This is a genomic window from Chryseobacterium amylolyticum, from assembly GCF_051011775.1.
Lineage (GTDB): Bacteria > Bacteroidota > Bacteroidia > Flavobacteriales > Weeksellaceae > Chryseobacterium.
In genome coordinates this window covers 30,464-53,513 of record NZ_JBPCHX010000009.1, presented here as the reverse complement: position 1 = coordinate 53,513, position 23,050 = coordinate 30,464, and the positions used below count along the sequence as shown (strand labels likewise).

20 protein-coding genes are annotated in these 23,050 nt (G+C 37.8%); 9 read left to right on the top strand and 11 right to left on the bottom strand.

All coding sequences use genetic code 11. From position 1 onward, the window contains the following. Window positions 1-16 precede the first annotated feature (16 nt). Both ACR1PO_RS21130 and ACR1PO_RS21125 read left to right on the top strand, forming a co-directional pair. Complete coding sequence (locus ACR1PO_RS21130) at window positions 17-835, top strand: phosphatase PAP2 family protein (RefSeq protein WP_433988077.1); 819 nt, start codon at window positions 17-19, stop codon at window positions 833-835. Continuing rightward, window positions 820-1,167, top strand: a complete 348-nt coding sequence (locus ACR1PO_RS21125) for a hypothetical protein (RefSeq protein ID WP_433988076.1) — start codon at window positions 820-822, stop codon at window positions 1,165-1,167. Before ACR1PO_RS21130 ends, ACR1PO_RS21125 begins: the two co-directional genes overlap by 16 nt. A 34-nt stretch (window positions 1,168-1,201) precedes the next feature. On the opposite strand, the gene ACR1PO_RS21120 is transcribed toward ACR1PO_RS21125, so the two are convergent. Further along, window positions 1,202-3,067 carry a M1 family metallopeptidase gene (locus ACR1PO_RS21120; protein WP_433988075.1) on the bottom strand — a complete coding sequence of 622 codons (1,866 nt, stop codon included), beginning with the start codon at window positions 3,065-3,067 and terminating at the stop codon, window positions 1,202-1,204. A 106-nt stretch (window positions 3,068-3,173) separates the two neighbouring features. Continuing rightward, on the bottom strand, window positions 3,174-5,543 hold the full coding sequence (locus ACR1PO_RS21115) for an outer membrane beta-barrel protein (protein ID WP_433988074.1): 2,370 nt from the start codon (window positions 5,541-5,543) through the stop codon (window positions 3,174-3,176). Window positions 5,544-5,902: 359 nt separating this feature from the next. Here ACR1PO_RS21115 and ACR1PO_RS21110 point away from each other — a divergent pair, with 359 nt between their 5' ends. After that, entirely contained in the window at window positions 5,903-7,216 is a 1,314-nt protein-coding gene (locus ACR1PO_RS21110) for a sensor histidine kinase (protein WP_433988073.1), read from the top strand. After that, the gene (locus ACR1PO_RS21105; protein WP_332388185.1) at window positions 7,206-7,901 is read left to right on the top strand and encodes a response regulator transcription factor; all 696 of its coding nucleotides are present in this window, start codon (window positions 7,206-7,208) and stop codon (window positions 7,899-7,901) included. Before ACR1PO_RS21110 ends, ACR1PO_RS21105 begins: the two co-directional genes overlap by 11 nt. On the opposite strand, the gene ACR1PO_RS21100 is transcribed toward ACR1PO_RS21105, so the two are convergent. The 9 genes from ACR1PO_RS21100 to ACR1PO_RS21060 all read right to left on the bottom strand — a co-directional run bounded on the left by ACR1PO_RS21100 (window position 7,896) and on the right by ACR1PO_RS21060 (window position 16,241). Further along, window positions 7,896-8,723 carry an endonuclease/exonuclease/phosphatase family protein gene (locus ACR1PO_RS21100; protein ID WP_332388186.1) on the bottom strand — a complete coding sequence of 276 codons (828 nt, stop codon included), beginning with the start codon at window positions 8,721-8,723 and terminating at the stop codon, window positions 7,896-7,898. The two genes, ACR1PO_RS21105 and ACR1PO_RS21100, sit on opposite strands and share 6 nt — an antisense overlap. A 75-nt stretch (window positions 8,724-8,798) precedes the next feature. Continuing rightward, window positions 8,799-8,993: a hypothetical protein gene (locus ACR1PO_RS21095; protein ID WP_433988072.1), complete on the bottom strand. Its 195-nt coding sequence runs from the start codon at window positions 8,991-8,993 to the stop codon at window positions 8,799-8,801. After that, window positions 8,990-10,252, bottom strand: coding sequence for a S8 family peptidase (locus ACR1PO_RS21090; RefSeq protein ID WP_433988071.1), 1,263 nt, complete (start codon window positions 10,250-10,252; stop codon window positions 8,990-8,992). The genes ACR1PO_RS21095 and ACR1PO_RS21090 overlap by 4 nt, the downstream gene beginning before the upstream one ends. 11 nt (window positions 10,253-10,263) lie before the next feature. Beyond that, on the bottom strand, window positions 10,264-10,842 hold the full coding sequence (locus tag ACR1PO_RS21085) for a hypothetical protein (protein ID WP_433988070.1): 579 nt from the start codon (window positions 10,840-10,842) through the stop codon (window positions 10,264-10,266). Beyond that, window positions 10,842-11,537 carry a hypothetical protein gene (locus ACR1PO_RS21080; protein WP_433988069.1) on the bottom strand — a complete coding sequence of 232 codons (696 nt, stop codon included), beginning with the start codon at window positions 11,535-11,537 and terminating at the stop codon, window positions 10,842-10,844. The genes ACR1PO_RS21085 and ACR1PO_RS21080 overlap by 1 nt, the downstream gene beginning before the upstream one ends. A 15-nt stretch (window positions 11,538-11,552) precedes the next feature. Then, a complete protein-coding gene (locus ACR1PO_RS21075; RefSeq protein WP_310406160.1) occupies window positions 11,553-12,440 on the bottom strand; it encodes a DUF2589 domain-containing protein in 888 nt (295 codons plus the stop codon). A 311-nt stretch (window positions 12,441-12,751) separates the two neighbouring features. After that, window positions 12,752-14,689: a M1 family metallopeptidase gene (locus ACR1PO_RS21070; protein WP_433988068.1), complete on the bottom strand. Its 1,938-nt coding sequence runs from the start codon at window positions 14,687-14,689 to the stop codon at window positions 12,752-12,754. An 85-nt stretch (window positions 14,690-14,774) separates the two neighbouring features. Beyond that, window positions 14,775-15,656, bottom strand: a complete 882-nt coding sequence (locus ACR1PO_RS21065; protein WP_433988067.1) for an SDR family oxidoreductase — start codon at window positions 15,654-15,656, stop codon at window positions 14,775-14,777. 171 nt (window positions 15,657-15,827) lie between these two features. Next, the gene (locus ACR1PO_RS21060; RefSeq protein ID WP_374463238.1) at window positions 15,828-16,241 is read right to left on the bottom strand and encodes a DUF1573 domain-containing protein; all 414 of its coding nucleotides are present in this window, start codon (window positions 16,239-16,241) and stop codon (window positions 15,828-15,830) included. 158 nt (window positions 16,242-16,399) lie between these two features. On the opposite strand from ACR1PO_RS21060, the gene ACR1PO_RS21055 reads away from it, so the two are divergent. The 5 genes from ACR1PO_RS21055 to ACR1PO_RS21035 all read left to right on the top strand — a co-directional run bounded on the left by ACR1PO_RS21055 (window position 16,400) and on the right by ACR1PO_RS21035 (window position 23,002). Further along, on the top strand, window positions 16,400-17,662 hold the full coding sequence (locus ACR1PO_RS21055) for a sensor histidine kinase (RefSeq protein ID WP_433988066.1): 1,263 nt from the start codon (window positions 16,400-16,402) through the stop codon (window positions 17,660-17,662). 2 nt (window positions 17,663-17,664) lie between these two features. Further along, entirely contained in the window at window positions 17,665-18,348 is a 684-nt protein-coding gene (locus ACR1PO_RS21050; RefSeq protein ID WP_332388199.1) for a response regulator transcription factor, read from the top strand. A gap of 75 nt (window positions 18,349-18,423) precedes the next feature. Beyond that, complete coding sequence (locus tag ACR1PO_RS21045; protein WP_433988065.1) at window positions 18,424-20,721, top strand: GH92 family glycosyl hydrolase; 2,298 nt, start codon at window positions 18,424-18,426, stop codon at window positions 20,719-20,721. Window positions 20,722-20,911: 190 nt separating this feature from the next. Continuing rightward, the gene (locus ACR1PO_RS21040) at window positions 20,912-21,919 is read left to right on the top strand and encodes an aldo/keto reductase (RefSeq protein ID WP_332388201.1); all 1,008 of its coding nucleotides are present in this window, start codon (window positions 20,912-20,914) and stop codon (window positions 21,917-21,919) included. Window positions 21,920-22,105: 186 nt separating this feature from the next. After that, the gene (locus ACR1PO_RS21035) at window positions 22,106-23,002 is read left to right on the top strand and encodes a helix-turn-helix domain-containing protein (RefSeq protein ID WP_433988064.1); all 897 of its coding nucleotides are present in this window, start codon (window positions 22,106-22,108) and stop codon (window positions 23,000-23,002) included. The last annotated feature ends 48 nt before the right edge of the window (window positions 23,003-23,050 follow it).

Sequence of the window (23,050 nt, the reverse complement as noted above, 5' to 3'; positions counted from 1 at the left end):
AGAAAATATCCGTGAGGTGAGAAACCGCTACCTTCCCAACTTCAAAGTCAAATATGATGACTATCTTCAGTATGCGCCTGCTGTTGCTGTTTACGGATTAAAACTCTCAGGTGTAAAGGGGCGGAACAATATTGGACGGGCAACCTTATCCTATGGTACAAGTTTAGCCATCATGGCTATTTTAGTCAACTCTATCAAATATACAGCAAAAGTTGAACGGCCTGACGGGTCCAAAAACAATTCTTTCCCATCAGGACATACCGCTATGGCTTTTACCAATGCCGGCTTTCTACACAAAGAATACGGAATGGTAAATCCGGCATACAGTATCGCAGGATATGGGTCTGCCACAATAACAGGACTTGGACGAAATTTAAATAACAGACACTGGATTCCGGATATTCTTGCCGGGGCCGGTATCGGAATCATATCAACAGAACCCGGATATTTCTTTATTGACAAAGTTTATAAGAACAAAGGGGATAATTTAAGCATCTTATCAAGAATAGAGGGAAACGATTACCCTTCTTTTCTTGCCCTGAAGATGGGTACAGCATTAGGTACAACCAACTTCCTGAAAGAATCTGAGCTTGACGACAAAAAACAAACCGGTTTTGAGGGCGGGCTGGAAGGTGCTTATTTCTTCTCTAAAAAATGGGGTATCGGTGCCGATATAGCTTTCAGCAGCTTCCCAATTAAATCTCAAAGAATAACTTTCGATGACGGGCAGGATTTTGGTGATCATGAAATCAAAACACAATCTATGGGATTCCTGGCTGCAGGCATTGGTCCTTATTTTTCCCACGAATTATCAGATAAATGGCAGCTTACTTAAAATTAACCGGAGGATATGCCGCAACTGCAAGTGGAAAAGTATTTGTAAAAGGAAACGAAATAGACACCCCTAATCACGAGCTGCAGATAGCCAGATACAAACCTAAGCCAGCCTTCCGATGGAATACAGGAGCTTCCATGACTTATAAGTTCAATCCAGGATTAGGTCTTACCTTTTATACAGATTATAATCAGATCAACTCTACCATTCGTTACCATTTCAGTGATGAGATTAAAGAAAGTGCTGAGCTGGACCAGGAGTTTAATAACCTGATTGCAAAAGAAAAAGTGAATTATATTACATTAGGTTTAAGATTAACTGCCTATTTTTAAAATACAAAGCCTTCAAAATATGAAGGCTTTTACTTTATAAATTTTTACGGTTATTTTCCGGAGTATAATCCATAAACAGATCACCATCCAGCTGTACCGATTTTACTTTTTTCTTAATAGGAATCACAAGATCAGTCATCTTCTGATCTTTTTCCCAGACAGAAGGTGAGAAATGTAACTTTTCCGTACTTCCATCTTCATAAGACAGTATTGCATCAAACGGAATGGCAAAGCCTCCTACATTGGCAACATTTACGGTAAGCATATCATTCATCTGGGAAGCTCCTGTTATCTTTAAGTCAATATAATTATTGGTATAAAACCAGTTCTGGAAGAACCAGTTCAGATTTTTACCTGAACCTGTATTCATAGAGTTAAAATAATCCCATGGAACCGGATGTTTCCCATTCCAGTTATTCATATAATGATGTAATGCTTTTTTGAACAGCTCGTCCCCCAGATAATCTTTCAGTGCCAGATAAGATAAAGATGCTTTCACATAGGAATTATTTCCATACCCTGCGCCACTCACCTGCGTACTCATGGTAATCACCGGCTGATCCTGCTCTGAAGACGGGTCATTGATCCATCTTTTAACACGGAAATTTTTATAAAACTCTTTAGCCGCGGCTTCTCCGTTTTCATCAATCCCTATAAGATATTCCAGCGTAGTAGCCCAGCCCTCATCCATAAAAGCATATCTTGTTTCATTGATTCCCATATAAAACGGGAAATAAGTATGGGCAATCTCATGATCTGCTGTCAGCCTCGCATCCTGGAGGTTGTCAGGGATACTGGTATCATTAATCATCATCGGGTATTCCATATCTGCATACCCCTGAATAGCTGTCATTACATTGTAAGGATATTCTACGCCAGGCCAGTTCTTAGAGAACCAATCCAGATTATAGCGCATCCAGTCTACATAATGTTCAAAATCTTTCGCTCCGGATTTATATCCTGCCTGAACGCTTGCTCTTTTTGTTTTTAACTGAACACTTGCCGCATCCCACACATAATGATTGCTCAGTGCAAAACAAAAATCTGTGATATGGTTAGCCTTAAATTTCCATACATTCCATTTATTAGGTTTGGTCACTTTTCCGGACCTCATTTCCTGTTCTGTAGCAATGTGTATTAGTTTATCGCTCTTTAATGAAGCTTTATAACGTTTTAAATATTCCGGCTGAAGCACAGCTTCCGGATTAAGGAAATCTCCTGTTGCCCAGACCACATAATTCTTCGGGGCTGTAATACTAAAGCTGTAATCATTAAAGTCATTATAGAACTCCTGTCTGTCCGAATGCTGAATCATATCCCATCCGTTGTAATCATCATACACGGAAATTCTCGGAAAAGAATAAGCCACATAGAATGTTTCGGGATCAATCTGACCTTCTCTTCCACTCTGTACGGACAACGGATACTCCCATTCTATTTTAACCTCAGCTTTTGATTTTGATTTTAAAGCTGTTTTCAGTTTTACTTTTTCAACAGTACTCCAATCGTCACTGTTGATATCATATTTTGCACCGTTTACGATGAAAGATTTAATCTTAAGCCCTGAAGACAGGAAATCTTTGGATACAAATCCCGATCTTGGCGACTGTGGTTTATGAAGGTTATTCACAAAGCGTATGGCCAGCTCATTCAGGCTATCAGGACTGTTGTTGGTATAGACAATCGTTTCTTTTCCGGAAACTATTTTGGTAACGGCATCCACTTTTACCTCTACATTATACACTCCTTTGTTCTGCCAGTAATTTTTACCCGGTGCTCCTGAAATATCACGGGTCCCTTTTTCGTATGCTTTTTTGATATTCCTCGGCATATACAATTCCTGCGCTGATAAGTGCAGTAAAGAAACTGCTACCAGCATCATGGAAAAAATTTTCTTCATAACGATCTTTTTAAAGATTGGCATCAAAAATAGCGAAAATCTGACATCAGTAGATCATTTGTTATATAATAATATTTTATTGTAACGATTCTTATATTAAATTTGCTTACAATCTTTCCTGTTCTGCAGTTTTCTTTATTGTTTTTGCATTTTTCACAGACTGATTTCCAAAATTGAATTTCAAAGAAAATGTAAAACTCTGAGTATCCCGGTAATCTAAAAAATAATTATCCTGATTGGCATACTTTGTACTTATTTTTTCCTGTGAAGTTTTAAAAATATCATTAAACAAAAGGCTTGCTTCCAATTTTTTGTTAAAGAATTTTTTATTGACCACCAGATACGTTGCAGAAGATTCTGAGATCCTGAAAGTTCCCTGTATCCCCGGAGAATAATAACGGTGTCCGATTTCCATTTTCCAATCGCTGTTTTTATCGATTGTAAAGCTTGTGGAAATATTGGATGCCAAGTTCCAGACTTTATTTTTATATAGGAGTCCGTCAGTTCCTTTAAAATAATTTTCGTTGTGTTCAAGATTTTCAGACACGATAATATTCCACCATGGCTTGACCTGAAAATTTTTATACAGGCTTAATCCGAAAGCTTCTCCTTCCTCTATATTGGTGAAATAATAGATCAAACTGTTGGTACTTGGTTCCTGATATGAAATTTCCATGGATGGATAGATTTCTTTCCGGTAATATAAATCCACATTCCAATCTTTCCAGGAATAGGTAAGATTCAGATTGTGAGTGATCGTTGCCTTTAATTTCGGATCTCCCTGATAGTATGAAAACAGGTTATAGTAAGATTTTGCGGGGTTCAGCCATGAATAGGAAGGTCTGCTGATTCTTTTCCCATAAGAAAACCCAAATTCCTGTTTATTTTCTGTCGTATACTGTGCATAAAAAGTGGGAAAAAACTTCCAGTAATTGCTTTTATTCAGTTCATAAGGCTCAGAAACAATCCCTTCAAGATCCGTCATTTCTGCACGGAGACCTCCTTTGAAGTTCCATTTTCCTATATTATAGGACAATGAAGAATACAGTGCAAAATTATGCTCTTTATAATCAAATATACTACTTTTTTCCGCTCTGTATTGCAATTCTCCATTCTCATTATCTGAAAAGACAAGCTTACTGTTCGTCTTTACAAAACTATATTTTGCTCCGGATTCCAGTTCCAGTTTATCCCCTTTCCACTGGTAATCAAATTGAGTGGAATACAACTGAACATCCGCTTTGTTCTTCGTAATAAAATTATCCTCTTTCGGAGGCTTCCCAGCAAAGTTCAGATAGGTCATTACATTCTGATATTTATCTGCATTGTTTCCCGTAAAATAATTGATCCAGGAAAGGCTGCTTTTTTTGTTCAGTTTCCGGTCTATCTGAAGGCTTACAGAATTATTGATGGATCTTGAGCGATGATCATTAATTGTAGTATAGCTGGATTCTACAATATCCTGTTCATTATAAATCAAAGTTGGAACATTGTAGATCCCGAAGGATTTTGGAGAAAAATACCCTGAGTAGTTGAGGCTTATATTGGTCAGGCTGTCCAATTCATATTCCGCATTAAAATTCAGGGTATTCTGATTATTGTTTTTATCCTTCCTGTTCATTGTACTGATCCATCGGGTTTGGCTTTCCGGATACCTCACATAGTCTGTTCCTTCCCGGTAGTAAGTCCCCAATCCTTTATAATAGCTTCCCATAAGGGAGAGTTTATCCTTTTTATAATATTGGGAAAGCCCAAAAACACCTTTCGCATATTGTGTCTGCACATATTTGGAGGAGAGAATTCCCCGGTAGCCTTCAATTTTATTTTTCTTCAGAACAATATTCAGAACAGCACTTCCTGAAGCTTCATATTTTGCAGGCGGATTGGTAATCACTTCTATTGACTTCACCTCATCTCCCTGTGTATTTTCCAGAAGATTTTTGAGTTCATCCCCTGTCAGCATTACTTTTTTGTCATTAATCGTCACGAGAATTCCCGTGCTTCCCTTTACACTCAATACACTATTGTTGATGGTAACACTGGGGGTATTTTTTAGGATTTCCCAGGCATTGAGTGATGAAATATTACTGTTTTCCACATTAAATTCCAGCCGGTCAACTTTTCTTTTTACCAGGGGTTTACGCCCGGTCATTACAACTCCTTCAATTTCCCGGGCCTCCTTTTGGAGAATAACATTCAGCGGTTCAGGTTCATTCAGATCGAGCTTTCTCTCAAATAAAGAATAACCCGGATTTTTAATCACCAGTTTTACATTCCGTTCTGTAATGCCTTCCAAAACAAATTCTCCGTTTTCATTTGTTTTTACTTCTTTGATTAATTTATTCTGAACATCATACACTTCCAGCTTTACTGATGGCAGCTTTTCGTTTTCAGTGTTTACAACTGTTCCTCCAGGCAATTGTTTCTGGGCAAGAATCAAAACCGGAAAACACAAAAGAAAAAGAATTTTATACATAGTTATTTTTTATCCTCCAACAAAGACTGTTGTTGCATTCTATGGGTACAAAATTCTGCATTGAACAGGAGATTTTCAGTTAACGATGGGTTAATGATAGGTTAATCTCTTTTCTTCAAAAATAATAAACCTGAATCCGGAAATTCAGGTTTTAAAATCAATGGAATATGTTTTTAAGGGATTATCTTATCCGGTACTATAGGATTATAAATATCTTTTTATAAGAATGAATACTTTTTTCATTACATCCAGATTTAATTTTCTAAAATCACCAAAAAAAACACTAATCATCAGGTTAATAAAAGGTTAATGATAAAAATACGATTTCATTAAAATGTTAAAGCTTTATCTTTGTTTCGATGATAGCCAAGAGTAAAATTCTGATTCCGGTTTTTGCCGCCCTGTTCCTTCTTTTGCTGGGAATACAGGTTTACTTTATGTATAAAACCTATCAGGTAAAAGAGAGAGAAATCTACAGGGCAATACAGTCTCCTCTCAGAGATTATACTGATGAAGTGGAAGATAACGGCGGTGCAAAAAAAACTGACGATGATTCTTTACAATCTTTTTTCATCCGCTACAACAATAAGGAAATCAGTAAAAAAGATTTTCTGAATTTTTTCGAAGAAAACAGAAAGCAGACGATGGAAATATTCAGTAATCATGTTGACAGTATGTTTAGAAAAGAAGGATACAGAATTGCTGTAAAAATAGAATACCTGTCTATTTCTTTCATGCCGGATAATATCAATCTTCTGGACAAACCCATTGTACTGTATGAAACGAAAAACAAAATAATAAATCCCGAAATTTTAAGCCGGGGAAAATGGGAAACAACTTCAACTTCAAAAATCAATCGCAAGACCAGAAAAAATAATGTTTTCCTGGTAAGAAGCAGAACCAGTATTGAAATATTAAATATTAAAAGTATTGTTTTCAAAGAACAGGCATTGCTCTTTCTGTCTTGTATTGCGATTTTATCCTTTGTTCTGATGCTGTATATTTTTACAGTTAAAAATCTGGCTGCCCAGCAAAAACAGGTGGAAGTTCTCCACAACATTGTGGATAATATTTCACATGAGTTTAAAACTCCGATTGCTACTTTAAAAATAGCATCAAAAGCGTTAAAAAAAGAATGGAATCCGGAAACGCTTCCTCTTATTGACCGCCAGGTTTCCCGTCTTGAAAGCCTGATGTTTCAGCTTCATAAGGACGAAATACCTGACGAAATAGTCGAAATCCAACCTAAAGACTGGGATTTTTTCATTCAGGATCTTGCGGTTACCTATCCTGCTGCAGATTTTAAATTTGAAAACACCATCTTACAAAAGCTACCTTTTGATAAAAACCTGATGGAAACTGTTATTAAAAATCTTTGTGAAAACAGCGTAAAATATGGAGCATCTGTTATTACAATAAATCTAACCTCCCGTTCTCAGCATCTGGAAATTGAAATTTCTGACAACGGACAAGGTATGGAAACGAAGGAGCTGAATACTATTTTTGAAAAATTTTACAGAATACAGAACAAAAATATTCACAATAGCAAAGGGCTTGGACTGGGGCTTTATTTTGTAAAAAAAATCATTGACAAGTATGGTGGAAAAATAGAGGTTTCGAGCCAGCTTCATACAGGCAGCACTTTTAAAATATCAATTCCTTATGAAAACTAAAATCCTTCTTACAGAGGATGATCCGGATTTCGGAATGATCCTGAAGCAGTATCTTGAATTGGAAGATTTTGAAGTCGGCTGGTTTCAGAATCCCGAAGAAGTTTTACCCTTACTTTCTGCTGATTTTCCTTATCAGATAGGAATTCTGGATGTGATGATGCCTAATATAGACGGATTCTCACTGGCAAAAATGATTTTGAAAGAAAAAAGTAATTTCCCATTATTGTTTTTAACAGCCAAAAACCAGAAAATCGACCGTCTGACCGGGTTGAAAATAGGTGCTGATGATTATATTGCCAAACCCTGCGATCCTGAAGAGCTCGTATTACGAATCAAAAATATTCTGAAGAGAAGTCTTCCTGCTGTTATGGCTTCCCAAATAAAAATAGGAGAATTCTCACTGGACACCAACAAGCTTCTGTTGTCACATCCTAACGGAAATAACCGGCTGACCATACGGGAACAGGAATTACTGCTGTATCTTCTGAAACACAACCGATCTATTATTACAAGGGATAATATCCTGGACAATCTTTGGGAAACCAATGATTATTTTACAGGAAGAAGTCTTGATGTGTTCATCAGCAGGCTCCGCAAATATTTCAACAGTGATCCTCAAATAAAAATCCAATCCCTTAGAGGAATTGGATTTGAAGTTGATTTTCCAACCAATGATTTTTTATAGTGACAGATGTACAATCACAGGAAAATGGTCTGACGGGTACAAAAGATTTTCTCTTCTGTCATTGATGTGCCGGTGAGACCTTATTTTAAAGCCTTGTGTAAAAATATAATCGATTCTGTCTTTCGGAACTGTATTGACATCAAAAGCTGTGAAAGTTCCTACCGGACCATAATGTTTGGTTTCAGAATGGTAGAAAGTATCTTTCATATTCTGGGAAAGAATCTTAATAGGTTCCGAATCATCTGTCAGGTTAAAATCTCCGCTCAGCGTTACCGGAAGGTTCTTGGGATTGAGTTCTTTGATCTTTTTAAGAATCAGTTCAGAAGATTTCACTCTTGCCACATTTCCAATATGATCGAAATGAAGATTCATTGCGAGGAATTCTCTCTTCGATTTTTTATCTTTAAATACCGCATAGGTACAGATTCTGTTCAGTGCAGCATCCCAGCCTTTTGAAGGTTTTTCCGGAGTTTCAGATAACCAGAATGTACCTGATTTTACAACATCAAGCCTGTTGGTATCATAAAAGATGGCTGAAAATTCCCCTTTTTCTTTGCCGTCATCTCTTCCTACTCCTATGTAGTCATAATTCTTTAATCCTGTCTTAATATCTTTCATCTGCTCAGGAAGTGCTTCCTGTACTCCGAAATAATCAGGATGGTAATAGGTAAGTAAATCTGCAACGTCCTGCTTTCTCTTCGGCCAGGCATTGTCTTTATCTGACTCTACGTTCAGTCTGATATTAAAACTCATTACGGTAAGGTCCTGTGAAAATCCCAATGCAAAAAGCATCAGAAACACCATTGAAAATCTGAAATTCATATGCTATGTTATCAATAAGAAAACAAAAATAAAACTTCTCTTTGACAGAGAAGCCTGATTTATATGATTATATTGTTAAATTATCTTTTCTTCTTCTACGGATAAAAAATATTCCTGAAATTCAGTTTCAGAAACCGGCAATGTACTTTCGAGTTTCACAACGCCAATGGTTTTATAATAGGCCGCAAGCTTAATCTCTTTACTTTTAAGAAGCGTTTCAAGCTTTTTAAAATTGATATCTTTTTTTAAAACTGCCAGATAAGTTTTCATAAGTATACCTGTATTAAACCATTTCCTATATCTCTGTATTTTATGCCTTCAACCGGCCTTGCTTTATGTTCAATAAGCTCCCAGATTTCTTTGGCTGATTGATCAGGAAACTGCTCCATATATAAGGCGGCAAGCCCTGAAACATGCGGTGCTGCCATACTGGTCCCGCTCATTGTATAATAAAAGTTATTTTTATTCTTTGCATTTTTAGGGTAGGCGCTTACAATATCCACTCCGGGAGCACAGACATTGATACTTCCTCCGGTAGACGGATTAAGGCCCGCATTTGAAAATCTTGCGATCTTCATCTGGCTGTCAATAGCTCCTACAGCCATAATCGATTTTGAATTCGCAGGCATAGAAACAGGCTGTGGAATCTGTGGTCTGTTGCTGTCATTTCCCGCTGCCGCTATAATAAGGCAGTTATTTTCCAGTGCCCTTTCTCCAATGGTTTCAAAAAGAACAGAAGGCTGGTCGTCAAGCTTCACCGGACATGCCAGCGATAGTGACAGTATCCTGAACTTCTTCGTAATCGCCCAGTCTATTGCATCAATCACACTGCTGGTAGTACCTCTCCCGTTATCAGCCAATACTTTTGCTATTTTCAGATTGGAATCCTTAGCTATTCCATAACGTTTTCCGGTATCACTTCTTACGTTTCCGGTGGCAATTCCCGCACAGTGTGTACCGTGGCCGTTGGGATCCCTGTTCCAGTCTTCACCATCTATGAAAGATTTACCTTCAATTTCTTCAGATGAAAAATCGGGATGGGAAGTCTCAAGGCCTGTATCAAGAATACAGATATCAACTCCTTTTCCTGTATAATGGGTATTTCCCAAACCAATTGCCTGTAATCCCCATTCCATCTCAGAGAATGATTTTTGGGGTAAAGGTTTGCTGGTAATGTACTTTTCAAGCTCTGAAATTTTTTCTGCGAGCCCTGCAGACTGTTTTTTAAGTTCGTTGATCAGCTGCAGCTCATCTGCCGGAAAAAACTCACGTTCTTTTTCATAGTAAACTATAGAATTGGATTCATCTTTAACGGCGCTCTTCAGTTGTGCTTCATCCATATGATCCACCACAAGAACTCCAAGGTTTTTGTAAAGGACACCGTTATCCTGATCGATGACTTTATAGGAACGGTTTTCTTTGGAAAGAAATTCTGAAGAAGTAATGCTCACTTCCAGATCTTTCTCTATTTTTCTGAGCGATGTCTTCTGCTGATCTTTCAACAGGACAATATATCTTCCGGTTTCCATAACGTTCTTTTTTAAATTAACTTCAGAAATACTTTTTCCAGAATAAGAAAAATATCCTCTGGAATAATGGTCAGTCTGAGCTTCTTGTTAATTCCGGATATGGCTGTATTCTGCTCAGACAGAGAAGTCCAGAAACGTTCAATTGCAGGAACAGAATTCATTTCTTTTAATTTCTCATCATCAAGAATCCCGTTCTGATACAAGGATACAATGATTCCCGAAATAAGTTCTTCCGCTTCTTCAAGTTTTTTATTTTCCCTGCTATATATTTCCATCAGAATTCCATGAATACTTTCCATTCCGTTGAATGAAAATCCTCCGAGAATTTCACGTCTTCCAGTCAGTATTTTCTCCATTTTTATAGGATTAAAACCTCTTTTAACGGTTGCAATCATATTCATAATTTTCAGAACGTCAGATTCGTGGCTCGTGTTTCCTTTTGCACGGAAATACTCCAATACTTCGTTGAGAAAGACATCGAAACGGGCATCAAAGTCAAATGATTTCGTCAGATACAGCGTCTGAATTTCATTGAAATGCTCCAGAAGTTCTTTAATTTTCTGTACCGTAAAGTGAATAAGTTCCTGCATTACTCAAAAGTTATCTGTTCTATTTCATTACCGTCTTTATCTTTGTAGGAGACAATCCTGATTCCTTCTTCTTCCATTTCCACATGAAGATTGATAAACAGCTTATCTTTATCTTCTGCAGCGCTGGTATTGGGATCTATGTAAATATTATTCAGCTTCGCATTCACCAGTGTATATGTATTCAGGAGAACCTTTGAAAAAATCTCTTTCAGCTCGTCGGTTTCTTCTGTAGTTCCTTCCTGAGGCCTGAAGATTCCGGAATTAAGAAGCTGGACTTTTTTTCTGAGATCCAGCTTAAGGACTTCGACAGAAGGAAGCTTACCGAATTTCTGATCATTTTTTTCCAGTGTGCTGAACAGCATTTTGAACTCCTCGGTCTGGAGCTGTCTTTTGCTGATTTCAGGAATATTCAGGTTTTTCTCTTTATTTACCAGACGGATTCTCTCATTTATTTCGGTAACGAACTGATCCTGGTTCAGCTTAAAATTGTATTTGGAATCTGAATCGATATCCGTAATTTTTATGGGAATATCCATCTTTACACTGGGCAGTGCGTATCTCGGCACCTTAAAATACTTAAGGTATTCATGGCGGGCATATTCTTTGGCAATAAGAACGGCATTCTCGTCAGCTTTTTTACGAGCCTGAATTATCTCGTTGTTGAGATAATCCAGGTAATCTGATAATTTTATCATTTTTCGTAAAATGTATTATTGTGAAAGAAGTCCGAGTACTTTTTCAAGTCCCGCAGGCATTTCATCATTGGTTGCACGTACCTTTACCCCAAGAGAATATTCTTTCTCCACTTTGATCCCTGTGCTGGAAGTTCTTTTATAGGAGACATCCACTTTGAATTTTACAGGGCCCCATCCACCGGATACTCCGGCATTGATACCGAACTCGTCACTTACATCTTTGGTGTATGTAGAATTAAGTTTCACATTAAAGTCTACTTCGCAGGTTTCAATTCTGAAACTTGGAACATTCAGCAATGCAATAAACGGTACTGAAATTTCTACATCATTAGGAATTGTTTTAGGATTGGTAGCACTGACAGGCTCGTCTTCTTTAAAATCCGGATTCGGAATATTTTTTTTGTATTTGAATTCTGCCATTCTCAGTTTTTTAGCACTGGCTGCATTGGCAGGATCTGTAAGCTCAAAACCGACTTCGTTGATGAAATTGACGGTGGCTATAGAAGCATTGGACTGTGCTTTTACACAGGCATCCAAAGGTCCGCCAATAATGGTGGCAAAGTCAATACTCCCCAATTCTGCCGCAAAATCTGCGCTGGCTGCATCTGAAGTTCTGAAGATCTCGTCATCGGCAGCCATTCTACCTGCAATCAGTTTCATAATCTCTGAAGAGGCACCGGAAAAAGATTTTTCCCACTTTTCATCATAATTCTTTTTGAATTCGTCTACAATCGCTAACAATTCCTTATTGGTTAATGAACTCAATTCTGAAGTTTCGATTCCTGATACTTTTTCATAGACCGCAGGGGTTAGTACTTTTTCTACTCCTGACAAGAGATCAATTAACTCATTTTTTGTTTTTTTGGCGTGGCTTGCTTCAAGCACTGATTTTAATGTTTCCATGTTTTTTGTTTTTGATTAATATTGTGGGACAAAATTATACCACCGGCCTTCAAAACATTTCAGGAGAACACCTCCACTTGTTCAGGAAAAACACCCTAAAAAATATAAAGCCTGAACTTACGGTGGTAAGTTCAGGCTTTATAATAAAATATCTTGCGTTATTTATCTTTCATAAACGCAAAGATGATCTTCTTCTTATTTTAAAGTAAGCTAAGAAAACAGCAAAGTTGCTGATGAAACTGCATTAATATGCTTACGCTTAAAAATCAAACATCAGATATCAGATCTTTGCGTTAACAGATCCACTATTTCTATACCGGCTTTTTACTGTTGTTTTCCAGATTCACATCAGGAACTACTGAATCCGGATCAAGCTTTACCTCATCTATTTCCTTGGTAGAATCAACTTTGAAGGTCCATTCCGTATTTCTCTTCCAGACCTCAACAGGAATTTTTACCGTTTGTGCCGTTCCGTCTTTGAATCTGATCTGTACTGTTGACGGCATGGGCAACTGGCCAATATTTTCAACCGTAATCTGAACTCCATTCTTAAAGTCCCCGTTGACATACTGTACATTTTTAACCGCCTGGTCAATTTTCCATTTATTAAAGAACCATCCTCTCCAGAACCAGTTCAGCTCTTCTCCGGATACATTTTCCATTGTATGGAAGAAATCCCATGGTGTAGGATGCTTAAAAGCCCAACGATCTATATAGGTTCTGAATGCTTTGTCAAATTTTTCAGGTCCGAGAATGGCTTCTCTTAAAACCTCTAATCCTGTTCCCGGTTTGAAATAAGCTAAAGCACCGATGCTTCTTTCTTTCATATTATCAGGTCCTACCATTACAGGTTCCAGATTGTCATTCAGGAGGTAAACTCCCGATCTTGCCAGATTCGGTTTACGGTAATATTCCCCTTTATTGAAGGCTTCGGTGGAAAGTCCGTTAATAAAAGTATTAAACCCTTCATCCATCCAGGCAAACAGTCTTTCATTAGATCCGACAATCATAGGAAACCAGTTGTGCCCGAACTCATGATCCGTAACCCCCCAAAGATCTTCCCCTTTGGAATCCATATGGCAGAAAACGATCCCGGGATATTCCATTCCGCCTTCGTTTCCTGCAACATTGGTGGCTGCAGGATAAGTATATTCATACCATTTTTTTGAATAATGTTCTATAGCAGCCTTTGTATATTCTGTAGATCTTCCCCAGGCTTTATCACCGGCACTTTCTACAGGATAAGCTGAAATAGCCAAAGATTTTTTTCCACTTGGTAAATTGATTTTTGCAGCATCTAAAATAAATCCGGCAGATGATGCCCATGCAAAATCTCTTGTCTGATTAATCTTAAATTTCCAGGTCTTTGTACCGGATGCTTTATTTTTACCGATTTCAGATTCAGGACGGATCATTACCGTTTTATCACTGTTTCTTGCCTCATTCCATCTGCTGATTTCTTCTTTGCTGTAAACCTCTTTCTCATTCAGAAGCTCTCCGGATGCCACTACATAATGATTGGCAGGAACGGTAATATTGGCTGTGATATTTCCGTATTCCAGATAAAACTCCGAAGCTCCAAGGTAAGGAAGTGTATTCCAGCCCATTACATCATCATACACGCACATTCTCGGATACCATTGTGCGATGGTAAAAATCTTACCATTTTTGGTCTCCTGAACACCCATCCTGTCTGAACCGTAATCCGGAGAAACAAAAGAGTATTCAATTTCTATTTTGGCAACTCCACCGTTGGCTTTCAGTTCTTTTGGAAGATCAATCTGCATTCTTGTATCAGTAATGGTATATTTTACTTCTTTACCATCAAGCCTGACTGATTTAATCGTATATCCACCGTTAAATTCTTCTCCATGCGCACCATTTCTGCTTCCTGAAAGCGGAACTACGCCATTTCCTCTTGAATCTTTTGCAAACAGATTCTGATCCAGCTGCAGCCAGAGAAAGCCTAATTTATCCGGACTGTTGTTGGTATAGGTAATCTGCGCTGTACCGTTAATCTCTTTTTTGTCTTCATTCAGGCTTACATTCAAATGGTAATCTGCTGAATTCTGCCAGTAAGCATGTCCCGGCTGCCCGCTTGCAGAACGTGTGGCTGTACCTGTCTGCGGGTAGAAGAACGGCTTAAATGCTTCTACGTAATCGTATTTCGGAGTCTGCTGTGCATATACCGATCCTGAGAAGAGGACCACTGCAAGCGTCGAAACAAGGGTTGGAAGTTTAAAATTCATTTTGAAAAAGTATTATTTACTGTATAGGTAAAAAAAACTCCCGGAATTGTTACACATCCGGGAGTTTTTTTAATATAAGTTTAATTTAATTAGATTTTTTAGCTTTAATCATGGCTTCCAAAGCATCCCACATTTCACGGGGAATTGCTTCAAGCATATTGAATTCTCCGGCGCCCTGAAGCCATTCTCCTCCATCAATGGTTACCACTTCACCATTCATATATGCTGAATAATCAGAAACCAGATAAGCAGCAAGGTTGGCCAGCTCCTGATGCTCTCCTACTCTTCTCAACGGAACTTTCTTTTTCATATCAAATTTTTCCTGAAGGTCTCCCGGAAGAAGTCTGTCCCAGGCTCCTTTTGTAGGGAAAGGTCCCGGAGCAATGGCATTGAAACGGATTCCGTATTTTGCCCATTCTACAGCGAGTGATCTGGTCATCGCCAGAACTCCCGCTTTTGCACAGGCTGACGGTACTACATAGGCAGAACCCGTCCATGCATATGTTGTTACAATATTCAGTATAGTTCCCGGAGTTTTGGAATCTATCCAGTGTTTTCCTACAGAAAGTGTACAGTTTTTCGTTCCTTTTAAAACAATATCAAGGATAGAGTCAAAAGCAGAATGAGTGAGTTTTTCCGTTGGAGAGATGAAGTTTCCGGCAGCATTATTCAATAAAATATCAATCTTTCCGAATTCTTTCAATGCAGCTTCTCTCATGGTTTCCACCTCATCCCAGTTCCTCACATCACAAGCCACACAAAGAACTTTACCTCCTGTTTCGTCTTCCAGTTCCTTAGCTGTAGCCTGCAGTTTTTCCAGGTTTCTGGAGGTAATTACTACTTTGGCACCCAGTTCAAGAAAGTATTTGGTCATCGCTTTTCCAAGACCGCTTCCGCCTCCTGTTACAATTGCTACTTTATCTTTCAGTGCACCTTCGCGCAGCATGGGTTGTGTATATAGACTCATAAAATATTTTTTCTTAAAAATAATAAATATTGAAATGCGATCCCTTAAAACAGGTTGATAAATAATGCTACAAATAGTTATTCTTTACATTATACATCAAATAAGTCACTTTGTTTAAAAAAATAGCCTGATAATTTCTACCAGGCTATTTTTATTTTCTAAAACAATATATTAAGATGCTGTAACCACTCCTTTGAACGAAAGTGTTTTAGGAGTTTTGCTGTCACTGGTCGTAACGTTTACAGTTTTCATAAACGGACCTGCCGCTGCTGCGTTGTAACTGGCTTCTACAAACCCTTTTTTTCCTGGCTGGATAGGCGTTTTTGTGTAATCCGCCGTTGTACAACCGCATGAAGGAGCTACATTTTGTATAATGATCGGCTTTGAACTTGTGTTGGTGAATTCAAATCTGATCAGTTTTGGTTTTCCCTGAGGGATATTTCCCACATCAATAGATTCTGATTTCCACTTAATAGCATCAGCTACCATTTTTACAATGGAAGGTGCATCTGTAGTGAGAACATTCGCATAAAACGGAGAGAATGCCAACACTGCTAAAAGAGCTGTAATTTTTAATTTTTTCATGAGTATAAATTTTAATATTTGAAACTGATTGTTTTTTTTGGTATCACAAATGTAAAGCAGACCGTAATTACAACTTGTTAACCGCTGTCAAACATTTGTTAACAAGTTGTTAATGATAAAAGATAAATAGATAATTTTGGATAATATTGTTTCAGGAAATGAAAATAAAAAGACTCAATATTATCATAACGCTAGGATTTGTTGCTATTATCGGAATTTTAATAGCACAGCTGATGTGGACGATACAGGCTTATAATCTTGAAGATAAAAAATTTAATCAGAAGGTCAATATCGCCTTAATGGAAGTTGCAGAAAAGCTATCCGGCGGGAAGACCTCCTATACTGAAAACCCTGTACAAAACATAGCCAATGATTATTATGTAGTTAATATCAACAACGAGTTTCATCCTGTAGTTCTGGAATATTACCTGAAGACAGAATTCACCCGCTTCCAGATCAATACAGATTATGTATATGCGTTATACAACTGTCACAGTGATAAGATGGTGTACGGAAAATATATGACATCCCATCAGGAAAACCCTGGCAACAAAACGATCAATTTCCCGAAGCATAAAAACCTGATCTATTACTTTTCCATACGCTTTCCTGATAAAACGACTTATCTGATCAGCTCATTAAGATTCTGGTATCTTCTTACATTTGCCCTTATTATCATTCTTCTGGTGTATGTATATTCTATCTATACCATTATTCAGCAAAAGAAATTTTCTGAATTGCAGCGCGATTTTATCAACAATATGACTCATGAGTTTAAAACGCCTTTATCCTCGATACTTTTAGCGTCAGAAGCACTCAACAAGCAGGAACTGGTACAGGATAATTCCAAACTGCAGACTTATACTTCCATTATTATCAACCAAAGCCATAAACTTAATAATCACATTGAAAAAATATTGAATATTGCTAAGAACGATGCCGCCGGATTATCATTAAAGCCTCAGAAAATTCTGTTGCTTCCCTTTATTCAGGAAATTGCTGATAATATTCAGCACAAGAATAAAGGTCTCAGCATTGAGATTGATATTGAAAACAGCACTTCGGTAATGGCTGACGAATTTCACTTTACCAATATTATTTACAACCTTTTGGATAACTCTGTCAAGTATTGTGAAACAAAACCTGTTATTAAAATTTCAGCTTATAAAGATTCAAAAGGATTATATTTAAAGTTTAAAGACAACGGAATGGGAATTCCTGCTAAAAATATTCCTCATATTTTTGATAAATTTTATCGGGTACATACCAAAAGGAGTGAAGAGGTGACCGGTTTTGGATTAGGATTATTTTATGTGAAAAAAGTTGTGCAGCAGCATCACTGGAAAATTTCTGTGGAGAATAATGAAGATAAAGGAATAACCATTACTCTCTTCTTCCCGTTTTCAAATAATCATGTGTAAGTATGGAGAAATCTAAAATTTTATATGCAGAAGATGATAAAACAATAGCATTCCTGGTTGAGGACAGCCTGGAAAGTTATTATGACATCAGCTGTTACTCTGACGGTGAATCTGCATTGGAAGCATTTAACAGCCAGAATTTCGATATCTGCCTGCTGGATATTATGATGCCCGGCATGAACGGATTTGAAGTGGCACAACAGATCCGCAGTAAGAATTCTGAAATACCCATTATTTTTATTTCTGCAAAAGCATTAAAAGAAGACAGAATCAAAGGACTGAAAATAGGTGCTGATGATTATCTGGTAAAACCATTCAGTATTGAAGAGCTGATGCTGAAAATTGAAGTCTTTCTCAAACGTACAAAAAAAACAGATGCAGCACCTGTAAAATATAAAGTCGGAAAATATGATTTTGATCCAAACAATTACACGTTGAAAGGTGTGGAAAACAACATTACTCTTACCCAAAGGGAGTCTGATCTTCTTTTATATTTTATCCGCCATAAAAACCTGGTCGTCAAAAGGCAGGATATCCTGAAAGCAATATGGGGTGATGACGATTATTTTATGGGGAGAAGCCTTGACGTATTTATTTCCAGGTTGCGAAAAGTGCTCGCGGAAGAGCAGGATGTATTGATTGAAAATCTTCACGGAATAGGTTTCCGTTTTTCTGAGAAAAAGTAATATTAAGCGAATTCATAAAATAAAAACAGCAAATGATGATTTTAATTAATTTTAAACTTTGAAAATTTGTCATTAATGAAAAATCACACACCTACTGTTTTTCTATTCCTTTTATTTTTAAGTGTATCTTTTAAGGCTCAAAAATCTGAGAAATTAATTCAATATGTCAATCCATTAATCGGGACCGAAAAGATGGGACATACTTATCCCGGAGCTACTGTTCCTTTTGGTGCCGTACAGCTAAGCCCCGAGACGGACACCATTTCTTATGAGCTTAACGGGAAATACAATGGTGAGGTTTATAAATACTGTGCCGGCTACCGTTATGAAGACAAAACCATTGCAGGCTTCAGCTCTACACACTTCAGCGGAACAGGACATTCTGACCTCGGAGATTTTCTGATAATGCCTACGGTAGGAAAACTCCAACTGAATCCGGGAACTGCTTCCCGTCCTGAAAGCGGCTACAGAAGCAGATTTTCGCATCAGAACGAAACTGCAGAAGCCGGCTATTACAAAGTAAAACTGGATGACTACAATATTCTGGCAGAGCTGACAGCAACTCCAAGAGTGGGAATTCACCGCTATACCTTTCCAAAATCTGACCAGGCCCACATTATTATGGATCTGATGGCTGGTATTTATAATTATGACGGAAAAAATGTATGGACCTACGTTCGTGTGGAAAATGGAAATACCATCACAGGTTACAGACAGACCAATGGCTGGGCAAGAACCAGAACGGTTTATTTTGCCATGAAATTTTCAAAACCTTTTAAATCTTATGGTCAGCAAAACTATGATGAAAAACAGGTTTACAAAGGATTCTGGAGAAAATTCGATCAAAATAAGAACTTCCCTGAAATTGCAGGTAAGAACCTGAAAATGTATTTTGATTTTGACACCAATGAAAATGAAGCCATAGAAGTAAAACTTGCTATTTCTCCGGTAAGCCAGATCAATGCTTTAGAAAACCTGGAAAAGGAAGCGGGAAATATGACGTTCGATCAGGCTAAAGCTCAAGCGCAGAACAGCTGGAATAAGGAATTAAATAAAATTGTTATCAAAGGTTCTGATACAGAAAAGACAAATTTTTATACAGCCATGTATCATACCTTTATTAATCCTACGACTTATATGGATGTCAATGGAGAATATAAAGGACTGGATCAGAATATTCATAAAGCAGATGGTTTTACCAATTATACAACCTTCTCTCTGTGGGATACGTACCGTACGCTGCATCCTTTCTTTAATATCATCCAGCCCAAACGAAATGGAGACATGGTAAAATCCATGATGGCTCATTATAATCAATTCTCAATGAAAATGCTGCCTATCTGGTCACATTATGCAAACGACAACTGGTGTATGAGCGGCTACCACAGTGTAAGCGTTGTAGCTGATGCTATTATTAAAGGGAATTATGACGGTGATCCTGAAGAGGCATTAAAAGCCTGTATAGAAACAGCCAACAAAAGAAATTACGAAGGCATCGGACTGTATATTGATCTTGGATATATTCCGGCGGAGAAAAACGGAACTTCTGTTTCCAATACATTAGAATATGCCTACGATGACTGGGCAATTGCCCAACTGGCAAAGCATTTAAACAAAACAGAAATCTACAATCAGTTTATCAAACGATCTGAAAACTGGAAAAATAATTTTGACAAAACCATCGGCTTTATGCGCCCGCGTCTGGCAGACGGAAGTTTTAAGAAAGATTTTGATGTCTTAAGTACCCATGGGCAAGGCTTTATTGAAGGAAATTCTTGGAACTACAGTTTCTTTGTTCCGCAAAATCCGGATGAGCTAATCACGATGATGGGCGGAAAGAAGAAATTTGCATCCAAACTGGACGAACTATTCACGATGCATTTACCTGATGAATTCTTTGCCGACACTGAAGATATTACCCGTGAAGGAATTATTGGTGGATATGTACACGGAAATGAACCGGCCCATCATGTTGTCTATTTCTATAACTGGGCCGGACAGCCATGGAAAGCACAGGCACAGATCCGCCGTATTCTGGAAATGCAGTATAAGGCAACACCGGATGGCCTGGGCGGCAATGATGATGCCGGACAAATGAGCGCCTGGTATATTCTGAGTTCTTTGGGTTTCTATCCTGTGGCTCCGGGATCAGAAGATTATTCTATCGGAAGTCCTGCGATTGATCATGCTGTATTACATCTGGAAAACGGAAAAACTTTTGAAATTGAAGCCATCAATCAAAGCCCAAAAAATGTGTATGTTCAGAAAGTTCTTCTGAATGGAAAAGAAATAAAGAATTTTACACTGAAGCATTCTGAGATTATGAATGGTGGGAAACTTACGTTTTATATGGGAAGTAAGGCAAAAAAGTAAAAAGGCAAAATTGCGAAAAGGCGGAAAATGGGTGTTGTTGAAGTACTATGTTTTTGTCAGTTATAAAGCTTATTACCTCATACATCTACTGTCCATGAACCACAATCAGTAATTTACATACAACAACCATGGTTTTGCATACATCCGGATTTTAATTTCTGCTGAATTTTGTATCAATAAAATCAACAATATGAAATTGAATCAGGTAAAATTAGGAAGCCAGGGGTTAATAGTTCCGAATATTGGTCTGGGATGTATGGGAATGACGGGCTTTGGTGATGCAGATATGTACGGTAAAACCGATGAAAAAGAGGCTATTGCAACCATTCACCGTTCTCTGGAATTAGGTGGAAATTTTCTCGACACCGCAGATTTGTATGGCCCTTTCAAAAATGAACAATTGATTGCGAAAGCCATTGAGAATAATCGTGACCGGTATATTATTGCTACAAAATTCGGATGGGAAATTGATGATAACGACCAGGTAACCTGGAGAATCAACGGAACCAAAGAGTATGTAAAAAAGTCTGTGGAACGTTCTCTGAAAAATCTGAAAACAGATTACATTGATCTTTATTATATGCACCGTCTTGATAAAAATACACCTGTTGAAGAAACTGTTGGGGCAATGGGTGATTTGGTGAAGGAAGGGAAAATCGGTTATATAGGACTGTCCGAAGTATCTTCAGAAACGGTGAAAAGAGCGCATGCTGTTCACCCTGTTTCTGCCGTACAAAGTGAATATTCTCTTTTTGAAAGAACGGTTGAAGAAAAGGGTGTTATCAAAACTTTGAATGAACTGGGAATTGGCTTTGTAGCTTATTCTCCTTTGGGAAGAGGTTTCTTATCCGGACAGATCCGTACGATTGATGATTTGCCGGAAAATGATTTCAGAAGAGGAATTCCCCGTTTTCAGGAACAGCATTTCTATAAAAACATTGAATTGGTAGAAGCTATTGAAAACCTGGCTAAAGAAAAAGATATTACCTCATCACAATTGGCTCTGGCATGGATTATCAGCAAAGGAATCCTTCCTATTCCGGGAACGAAACGCAGAAAGTATCTTGAGCAAAATATAGAAGCTGCAGGCATCCGGCTAAGCGAATATGAACTTCAGAAACTGGAAAGCATTGTGCCACTGGGAACAGATACGGGTGCTACTTATGATGAATTCGGAATGGGACTTTTGGATTATTAATTTGTAACTTTAATTTCTGTTTAGAGAAGATCATTAATCGTTAAGTTCCTAAACATTCTGCTATTCTTAAAATACAGTATGCTCACAGCCCGACTTGAGCGGAAATCCTTTTGAGAGGAGGCACGACGAACAAAAGATTGGGAGCGGAAGGCGGAAAAGCTGCCCAATATTTAAAAAATTACAGTTATGAACACCATACAATCGATTTCAGCATTTCACAAATTGCTTTCTCTTCCTGAACCGAAGCACCCGATGGTGAGTGTGATTAATCTTTACGAGAGCGTTTTCATTGAAGATGAGGTCTGGAAAGGTTTTGTAAGCAGATATTACTGTGTTGCGCTGAAGCGCAATGCGAAGGGGAAAATAAAATACGGGCAGCAGCATTATGATTATGATAAAGGTGTTCTGAGTTTTACCGCCCCGAACCAGGTTCAGTATCTGGACCTGAAAACGATGGATTGTGAGAATACCGGTTATCTTCTTATTTTTCATGAAGATTTCCTGCTGAAACATCCGCTGGCAAAGACTATTTCATCATATGGTTTTTTCTCATATGCCGTAAATGAAGCCTTACATCTGTCCGAAGATGAAGAGAATGATTTGCTTGAAATTATGCTTAAAATTGATAAAGAATGCCAGCATATTGATCATCACACACAGGAAATTATTTTGTCACAGATTGAATTATTACTGAATTATTCGAAGCGGTTTTACGAGAGACAGTTTATCACCAGAAAAAGCGGGAGTCATCAGCTTTTGACAAAATTCGAATCTTATCTGAATGATTATTTTAATCAGGATTCTTCAGACAAAGGGCTTTTAACCGTTCAGCAGATTGCTGAAGCCATGAATCTTTCGCCCAATTATCTGAGTGATCTTTTGAAAATTCATACCGGGCAGAATACACAGCAGCATATTCATGAAAAGCTGATCAGTAAAGCAAAAGAAAAGCTCTCTACGACGGAACTGTCGATCAGTGAGATTGCTTATGAGCTGGGATTTGAACATTCGCAGTCTTTCAGTACGCTGTTTAAAAAGAAGACGAATATGTCACCATTGGAATTCAGGCAGTCTTTTAATTAATAAAGATTGAGAATAAATGAAATAAAAATAAATTCCGGCTAAAGCCAA

Coding starts and splice junctions, on each gene's coding strand:
- ACR1PO_RS21125 (WP_433988076.1), top strand. CDS start 820: ATGGCAGCTTACTTAAAATTAACCGGAGGATATGCCGCAACTGCAAGT.
- ACR1PO_RS21120 (WP_433988075.1), bottom strand. CDS start 3,067: ATGAAGAAAATTTTTTCCATGATGCTGGTAGCAGTTTCTTTACTGCAC.
- ACR1PO_RS21115 (WP_433988074.1), bottom strand. CDS start 5,543: ATGTATAAAATTCTTTTTCTTTTGTGTTTTCCGGTTTTGATTCTTGCC.
- ACR1PO_RS21110 (WP_433988073.1), top strand. CDS start 5,903: ATGATAGCCAAGAGTAAAATTCTGATTCCGGTTTTTGCCGCCCTGTTC.
- ACR1PO_RS21105 (WP_332388185.1), top strand. CDS start 7,206: ATGAAAACTAAAATCCTTCTTACAGAGGATGATCCGGATTTCGGAATG.
- ACR1PO_RS21100 (WP_332388186.1), bottom strand. CDS start 8,723: ATGAATTTCAGATTTTCAATGGTGTTTCTGATGCTTTTTGCATTGGGA.
- ACR1PO_RS21095 (WP_433988072.1), bottom strand. CDS start 8,993: ATGAAAACTTATCTGGCAGTTTTAAAAAAAGATATCAATTTTAAAAAG.
- ACR1PO_RS21090 (WP_433988071.1), bottom strand. CDS start 10,252: ATGGAAACCGGAAGATATATTGTCCTGTTGAAAGATCAGCAGAAGACA.
- ACR1PO_RS21085 (WP_433988070.1), bottom strand. CDS start 10,842: ATGCAGGAACTTATTCACTTTACGGTACAGAAAATTAAAGAACTTCTG.
- ACR1PO_RS21080 (WP_433988069.1), bottom strand. CDS start 11,537: ATGATAAAATTATCAGATTACCTGGATTATCTCAACAACGAGATAATT.
- ACR1PO_RS21075 (WP_310406160.1), bottom strand. CDS start 12,440: ATGGAAACATTAAAATCAGTGCTTGAAGCAAGCCACGCCAAAAAAACA.
- ACR1PO_RS21070 (WP_433988068.1), bottom strand. CDS start 14,689: ATGAATTTTAAACTTCCAACCCTTGTTTCGACGCTTGCAGTGGTCCTC.
- ACR1PO_RS21065 (WP_433988067.1), bottom strand. CDS start 15,656: ATGAGTCTATATACACAACCCATGCTGCGCGAAGGTGCACTGAAAGAT.
- ACR1PO_RS21060 (WP_374463238.1), bottom strand. CDS start 16,241: ATGAAAAAATTAAAAATTACAGCTCTTTTAGCAGTGTTGGCATTCTCT.
- ACR1PO_RS21055 (WP_433988066.1), top strand. CDS start 16,400: ATGAAAATAAAAAGACTCAATATTATCATAACGCTAGGATTTGTTGCT.
- ACR1PO_RS21050 (WP_332388199.1), top strand. CDS start 17,665: ATGGAGAAATCTAAAATTTTATATGCAGAAGATGATAAAACAATAGCA.
- ACR1PO_RS21045 (WP_433988065.1), top strand. CDS start 18,424: ATGAAAAATCACACACCTACTGTTTTTCTATTCCTTTTATTTTTAAGT.
- ACR1PO_RS21040 (WP_332388201.1), top strand. CDS start 20,912: ATGAAATTGAATCAGGTAAAATTAGGAAGCCAGGGGTTAATAGTTCCG.
- ACR1PO_RS21035 (WP_433988064.1), top strand. CDS start 22,106: ATGAACACCATACAATCGATTTCAGCATTTCACAAATTGCTTTCTCTT.